This is a genomic window from Adlercreutzia sp. CNCM I-6207 (genome assembly GCF_977072305.1).
Genome location: NZ_CDRVLZ010000008.1, coordinates 106,581 through 113,109 on the forward strand (window position 1 = coordinate 106,581; position 6,529 = coordinate 113,109).

At 65.9% G+C, this 6,529-nt stretch carries 6 protein-coding genes; 4 read left to right on the forward strand and 2 right to left on the reverse strand.

All coding sequences use genetic code 11. The features are described 5' to 3' along the window. Positions 1-89 precede the first annotated feature (89 nt). The 4 genes from ACW4QM_RS05885 to ACW4QM_RS05900 all read left to right on the forward strand — a co-directional run bounded on the left by ACW4QM_RS05885 (position 90) and on the right by ACW4QM_RS05900 (position 4,880). Entirely contained in the window at positions 90-1,505 is a 1,416-nt protein-coding gene (locus ACW4QM_RS05885; RefSeq protein ID WP_455798270.1) for a glycosyltransferase, read from the forward strand. A 13-nt stretch (positions 1,506-1,518) separates the two neighbouring features. After that, on the forward strand, positions 1,519-2,430 hold the full coding sequence (locus ACW4QM_RS05890) for a sulfite exporter TauE/SafE family protein (protein WP_117284594.1): 912 nt from the start codon (positions 1,519-1,521) through the stop codon (positions 2,428-2,430). Between the two features lie 69 nt (positions 2,431-2,499). Further along, on the forward strand, positions 2,500-3,957 hold the full coding sequence (locus tag ACW4QM_RS05895; RefSeq protein WP_452039319.1) for a GAF domain-containing sensor histidine kinase: 1,458 nt from the start codon (positions 2,500-2,502) through the stop codon (positions 3,955-3,957). A gap of 107 nt (positions 3,958-4,064) precedes the next feature. Then, a complete protein-coding gene (locus ACW4QM_RS05900) occupies positions 4,065-4,880 on the forward strand; it encodes a hypothetical protein (protein ID WP_288220770.1) in 816 nt (271 codons plus the stop codon). 98 nt (positions 4,881-4,978) lie between these two features. On the opposite strand, the gene ACW4QM_RS05905 is transcribed toward ACW4QM_RS05900, so the two are convergent. Both ACW4QM_RS05905 and ACW4QM_RS05910 read right to left on the reverse strand, forming a co-directional pair. Beyond that, on the reverse strand, positions 4,979-5,815 hold the full coding sequence (locus ACW4QM_RS05905; protein ID WP_455798271.1) for a deoxyribonuclease IV: 837 nt from the start codon (positions 5,813-5,815) through the stop codon (positions 4,979-4,981). A 188-nt stretch (positions 5,816-6,003) separates the two neighbouring features. Then, positions 6,004-6,529 (reverse strand): IS3 family transposase (locus ACW4QM_RS05910; protein WP_455798272.1); only part of this gene is annotated, 526 nt, incomplete at its 5' end.

Sequence of the window (6,529 nt, forward strand, 5' to 3'; positions counted from 1 at the left end):
TTCATGACATTTTGCCTACCGAGATTGCCGCTGGATGCGAACGCGCTAAAATGATGTAACACTCTTCGACTGAACTCGAAAGGACCTCCATGAACCCCGTCATCGTCATTCCCACGTTCATCTACCCCCGCCGCCACCGCGGAGGGGCCGATGTGGTGAGCACCTACGACCACCCCACCGCCCCCAACCAAGAAGGGGAGCTCGGCCGCTGCCTGGAGTCGCTGGCGAAGGTGGAGGGCCTGGGACTCGTGGTCATCCTCGTGTCCGCCGACGTGTCTTTGGAAGTGCAGGCGGCCGAGAAGGTGCAGGCCATCGCCAACCGCCATCCGGATGTGACCACGCTCGTCATCGGCGCGGCAGAGCTGGCGCTTATCGAGCAGCGCATGGCCCAGCAGAACATCGAGCGCCTCTCCAAAGAGATCGGCCTTCAAGGCTACGGCGCCATCCGCAATTTGGGCCTGCTCGTGGCCAACGTGCTCGGCTTCGACGCCGTGGTGTTCTTGGACGACGACGAGGTGGTCGACGACCCGAAATTCCTGGAAAAGGCCATGTACGGCCTCGGGAAGCTCACGCGCCAGGGCGTGCCCATCGTGGCGAAGACGGGGTACTATTTGAACGACCAAGACTCCTACCTCTCGAAATGGGAGGACAAGTGGTACAACCGCTTCTGGCAGCAGGGCCGCGCCTTCAACGAGTGGATCACCAAGGCCATGCGCGGCCCGCGCTTGTCGCGCTCGAACCATGTGTGCGGCGGCTGCTTGGCCGTCCACAAGGAGGCGTTCCGGCGCCTCGCCTTTGACCCGTGGATCACCCGCGGCGAGGATTTGGACTACATGCTCGACCTGCGCATGTACGGCTCGGATATCTGGTTCGACAACCAGTGGGTGCTGCGTCACCTGCCCCCGCGCACCGCAAGCGAGGGCACGCGTTTCCGCCAGGACATCTTCCGGTGGCTCTACGAGTACCGCAAGCTGGAATACTCCCGAGCGCTCATCGACCTTCAGCAGGTGAAGCCGGCCTCGCTCGAGCCCTACCCGGGGCCGTTTTTGGAGCCGGGTCTTCTGCGCCGCATTCGACTCACGGCATGGATGCGCAGCTTCGGACGCCCCGACAAGAAGGCCTACCGCCTGGCCGCCAAGGCCGCCACGGGCGCCGCTTCCGCCTACGCCGAGGCCAACTGCGCGAAGTACTTCGAGTTCCAGTACGTCTGGCCCGAGGCCATGAATCGTTTGGAAAGCGATCAGCTGCTTTCCGAGGCGCTGGTGCGCTCGGCCATGCTGCGCGCCCAGGATGTGGCTGCCGCGAGCGTCCCGGCTCCAGTCGCTGCTGCGCCCGCCACCGTCGCCTCGAGCGCCCCTGCAGGCGGCGCTACCCCCATGTGTCACCCTGAGCGCAGCGCCGCAGGCGCGGAGCCGAAGGATATCCCCGCCCCGCCCGTTCCGTTGCCCCATGCCGACATCGATCCCGGCATGACTACCCAGATTCGTTTGGACATGGAGGACTAGCGTCGTGGAAGCCATGATTCCGCTGTTTCTCGTGTCGCTCGTCGTCGGCCTGGTGGTCGGCGTTTTGGCGGGGCTGCTCGGCATCGGCGGCGGCATGCTGCTCGTGCCGGCGTTCAAGCTCGGCTACGCCATGGACTCCCTCATGTGCACCGCCACCTCGCTGTTCACCATCATCCCGACATCTATCTCAGGAGCGGTTTCCCATATTCGGAACAAGACCTGCCTGCCAAAGCTCGGCGTGGCCGCGGGCCTCGGGGGCGCCTGCATGTCGCCTTTGGGGGTGTGGCTTGCCGCCCTCTCGCCGGACTGGGCCGTCATGGGAGCCGCCGCGCTCATCATCGCCTACTCTTCCGTCACCATGTTCCGCAAGGCGTTGAAGGCCCCGAAGGCTACCAAGCCCGTCGCCTCTTCGTCCCAGCCGGATGCGAGCGCCCTTTCCTCGTGTCATCCTGAGCGCAGCGCTGCAGGCGCGAAGTCGAAGGATCTCGCCGCTGTCGAGGATCGCGCCGCCGCCATCGAGCGGGCGCACTTGGAGGCCCCCGCTATTGGCTGGCGTGAGGCCGCCATCGGTGCTGCCATCGGCCTGTTCGCTGGGCTCGCTTCCGGGTATGTGGGTGTGGGCGGCGGCTTCATCATGGTGCCGCTCATGATGTCCGTCCTGCATGTTCCCATGAAGCTCACCTCGGGCACGTCCCTTATCGCCGTCATGATCCTCGCCGTGCCCGGCACCATCACCCAGGCGGTTCTCGGCAACATCAACTGGGTTGCCGGTATCGCTGTGGCTTGCGGTTCCATCCCCGGCGCGGCCTTGGGCGCCAAGCTCATCCCGAAGGTGCCCGAGCGCCAGCTGCGCTTTCTGTTCGCCGGCTTCCTCGTGGTGGCCGCCGTTCTGCTCGTCGTCAACCAGCTGGGGGTTTGGGGCTAGGTCGTTTCCGCGGCATTCTCGAGTTTGTTATACTGGCGTCAATAGCTGATGCAATCAGGGGGTACGATTATGGCGAAGCGCGAATCGGGCACGGTTTCCACGCGGGGCATCGGGGTGCCCAAGTTCAACCAGGAAATGCTCGCGGCCACCATTGCCGCCCTGGCGGGCATCACGCTCGTGTGGACGTTCTCGCAGCCGGCGTTCCCCGTGCCCGTGCTCATCGCGGCCGGCGCCGTGTTCACGGTTTCCATCGTCATGGTCATCCGGCTCATGATGGATCCGGATTCCGTGCGCGCCCTGCAATCCGATGCCATGCTGCAGCTGGCCTCTTCCATGATCGACGCCATGGGCGACGGGCTCACCGAGGAGGCGTCCCAGGAGGTGTGCGAGCTTTTGCTGCCGAACACCTCGGCCATCGCGGTCGCCCTCACCAACTGCGAGAACGTGCTCGGCTACGCGGGCTACCAGGAGGCCCACAACCCGGCGGGCATCGCCATCCGCACGAGCGCCACCCACGAGTGCATTCGCCAAGGGAAAACACTTGTGCTGCTGGCGCCCGAGGAGATCGGCCTGCCTATTCCCGTTGAGCAGAGCCGCATCAAGGCCGCCATCGTGGAGCCGCTGTTCGTCGGCGGCCGAGTGGAGGGAACGCTCAAGTTCTACTACCGCGATCCGCGCAAAATCACCGAAACCCAGCGCTCCATCGCCCACGGCTTCGCCCAGTTGCTCGCCACCCAAATGGCCGCCGTGGAAATGGAGACCCAGCGCAAGTTGGCCACCTCCATGGAGTTGAAGATGCTGCAGACGCAGATCAACCCCCATTTTTTGTTCAACACCATCAACACCATTGCCTCGTTTATCCGCACCGACCCCATGAAGGCTCGCACTCTGCTGCGGGAGTTCGCCGTGTTCTACCGGCGCACTTTGGAGGACTCCACCGAGCGTATCTCGCTCGCCCGCGAGCTTGACCAGGTGCAGCGCTACTTCAACTTCGAGCTGGCCCGTTTTGGCGACGCGCGCCTCGCCTTCGAAGTGGACGCGAGCCCCGCGCTGCTGGACATGATGGTGCCGCCGTTTCTGGTGCAGCCGCTCGTGGAGAACGCCATCAAGCACGCGATGCCCTCGGAAGGAAAACTGACCATCACGGTGAAGGCCGATGCCGACGGCGACGACGTGGTCATCGTGGTGAGCGACGACGGCGTGGGCATGTCCGAGGAGACCTGCGCGAACATCACCCAGGTGGAGTCGTCCACCGGCCTCGGCATTGCCGTGAAGAACGTGCATGACCGCATGATCGGCTTCTTCGGCCCCGATGCGCAGATGGTGTACACGAGCGTGCTGGGGGAGGGCACCCAGGTAACCCTGCGCTGCCCCGGCTGCGCCAAGGCGCCGACGTCCGCGGCGGCATCGGCGTCGGCGGGGGCGCCCGCGGCGGCCGAGGGGGCGGCGCAAAGCGCGGAGAAGACGGCGCGCAACAACGCCACGGTGGCCGAGCTGGCCGAGCTTGTGGCCCAGGTGTCGGAATAAAGGCCGATCCCAGCAGGTAAATCGCCTATTTTCGTATCGACAATAGGGACGCAGTCGTATATCATCCCATTCATTGGTTGTTATCTTTTATGGGGAAGGGCGCGCCCGTGTTTGAGTTTCTATCTTCGCCGTTTGGCCTGGTGGCTGTAGGCCTCGGTGTGTTGGCGGTGGCCGTGCTCGCCCTCTGTCTGTGGATCACGACCCTCGACCGCCGCATGCGTGGCATGGCCGATGGCTTGGAAACCGAGCGCCGCAAGGTGGCCGAGCTGCAGATGGTCATCGGGCGCCGCGCCAACGCGGCCCGCAGCTACGGTAACCGGGGGAGGGCGGCAGCGCCGGCTCCTGCTCCGGCCCCGGCTCCGGCGTCGGCCGTCGCTGCCGCTTCGGCTGGTGCGCCCATGCCGCCGCGAGGGGCGGCGGCTCCGATGCCAATGGGCACCCCCGCTGGCGCCTCCGTGCCTCCGCGAAACGCCGTTCCGGCCTCCGCGGCCGTTCCTTCGGGCGCAGCGCCTCGAGGCCGTGCGCCCCGGCCCGCCCCGGCCGGCAGCGGCTGGACGCCCAGCAGCATCCCGATGCCGGCGCAGTCGGAGGTGGACGCCTGGGTGCAAGGTGGTCCGGCCGTGCAGCAACCCATTGTGGTGCCCGATCGCAAGATGTCACGCAAGGCCCGCCGCGAGGCGGAGCGCGCATTCGCGGCCCGCGCGGCTGCCGAACTGGAGGCTCGCCAGGCCCGTCGCGCCCAGGAGGCCGCCGCGGCCCAGCGCTCTTTCGGGTCGACCCCGGCCCGCGCGGCAGCAGCTTCTGCGCACCCCGCCGCAGCCGGCCGTCCTGCTGCGGGCGTTCCCGCCCAGGCCCAGGGCTTCGCGCCGGTGCAGCCGGCTTATGGTGCGCCTTCCGGCGCTCGCGCCCGCCACGCGCGCTAGCGGTCTTCCCGCTGCGCCACTTTCCCAAACTCAAAAGGCCAGCGCCGAGGATGCTTTCGGCGCTGGCCTTTTCGTGATGCAGCTGACGTGCTGGGCTTCTACCCCTTGTAGGCCTCCTGGAATCGAGCGACGTCGCGCTCGTAGATGACGAGCGTTGAATCGGGCTCTTCCAGATAGAACGGCACGCCGGCCAGCTTGGGATGGTTCACGAGGGCCGCCAGAGCATCGAAGCCGATCTTGCCTTCGCCGATGCGCGCGTGGCGATCGACGTGGCTGCCGCGCTCATGGGTGGCGTCGTTCAGGTGCACGGCCTTCAGCTTGTTCAGGCCGATGGTACGGTCGAACTCTTCCAGCACGCCATCGAGGTCGCCCACGATGTCGTAGCCTTCGGCCCACACGCCGGCGCAATCGAAGCACACGCCCACGTGCTCTGGGTGCTCCACCTGGGCGATGATCGCGGCCAGCTGCTCGAAGCTCGTACCCACTTGCGTGCCCTCGCCGGCCATGGTGTCCAGCAGCACGCAGGTCTTCATGGATGGCGTGATGATCTTGTTCAGGGCGTCGGCCACGTCGGCCAGCCCCTCTTCCACGCTGATGTTCAGACGGCTGCCCGGGCGGATGAGGTACAGCGAGCCGTCCACCTCAGCCAGGCGCGCCAGATCCTCTGAGTACACCATGAGGGCGAAGTCACGCTCGTTCATCTTGTCCGTGGCCGGGTCGGCATCGTAGGGGGCGTAGGCCAGCGCGTCGTGGATGCCATGCTCCTTCGCGAAGGCAAGATAGGCGGCGACGTCCTTCTCGTCGAGGGCCGCCTGCTCGCTGCCGCGCGGGCTGCGCGTGAAGTACTGGAACGTGTTTGCGTTGATGGACGCCGCCTCTTTGGCCATCTCCAGATAGCCGCGGCGCTTCGAGAGATGGCAGCCAATGGTCAGCATGATGGGTCCTTTCGACAAAGATTTCTAAAAACTTGGTCAAAAAATCGAGTTATGAGTCTTGTCCTGGCCAAAAATCATAGTTCAGATGCCCTTGAGTCGGTGCAGTGCGGGCATTTGTTCAAGATTCCGTTGAATTAAGAGCGATTTGGAGCGCTTCAGGGGGTGCGGACAGTTACTTGGACAGCGGCCTACGCCGCCAGCCCCAACCGCCTCCTGCGGTTGTCTATCGTATCGTAGACGGTCCTGCCGCCCTCCCGGAAGGCCTTTAGACGGACGGTCGAGTAGGCGGCCATCCACCCGTCCAGCAGCTCCATGAAGGCCTCCGCCGTCCATCCCGACCAGTCCCGCCCGTGGAAGAACTCGTTCTTCAGGTTGCCGAAGAACCCCTCGCAGGCGGCGTTGTCGGGGCTGGTGCCCTTGCGCGACATCGACCTGGCCAGCCCGTGGCGCCCGCATATGGCCTTCCACCCGGGCCAGCGGTAGTGGCAGCCGCGGTCGGTGTGCGCGACGGGCGCCTCCCCCTCCCCGAGCGTCGCGCACGCCATCTCGAGGGACGACTCGGTGAGGCGCGCGTCGGGGCTGGTGCCGACGGCCCAGCCGACGGGCTTGCCGTCGAACAGGTCGACGACGGGCGACAGGTACACCTTGCGGCCGTCGTCGGGCAGGCGGAACTCGGTCACGTCGCTGACCCACGCCTCGTTGGGGCGCCCGGCG

What these genes read in the sequence shown, in the direction of transcription:
- ACW4QM_RS05885 (WP_455798270.1), top strand. Translation starts at nt 90, where the DNA reads ATGAACCCCGTCATCGTCATTCCCACGTTCATCTACCCCCGCCGCCAC.
- ACW4QM_RS05890 (WP_117284594.1), top strand. Translation starts at nt 1,519, where the DNA reads ATGATTCCGCTGTTTCTCGTGTCGCTCGTCGTCGGCCTGGTGGTCGGC.
- ACW4QM_RS05895 (WP_452039319.1), top strand. Translation starts at nt 2,500, where the DNA reads ATGGCGAAGCGCGAATCGGGCACGGTTTCCACGCGGGGCATCGGGGTG.
- ACW4QM_RS05905 (WP_455798271.1), bottom strand. Translation starts at nt 5,815, where the DNA reads ATGCTGACCATTGGCTGCCATCTCTCGAAGCGCCGCGGCTATCTGGAG.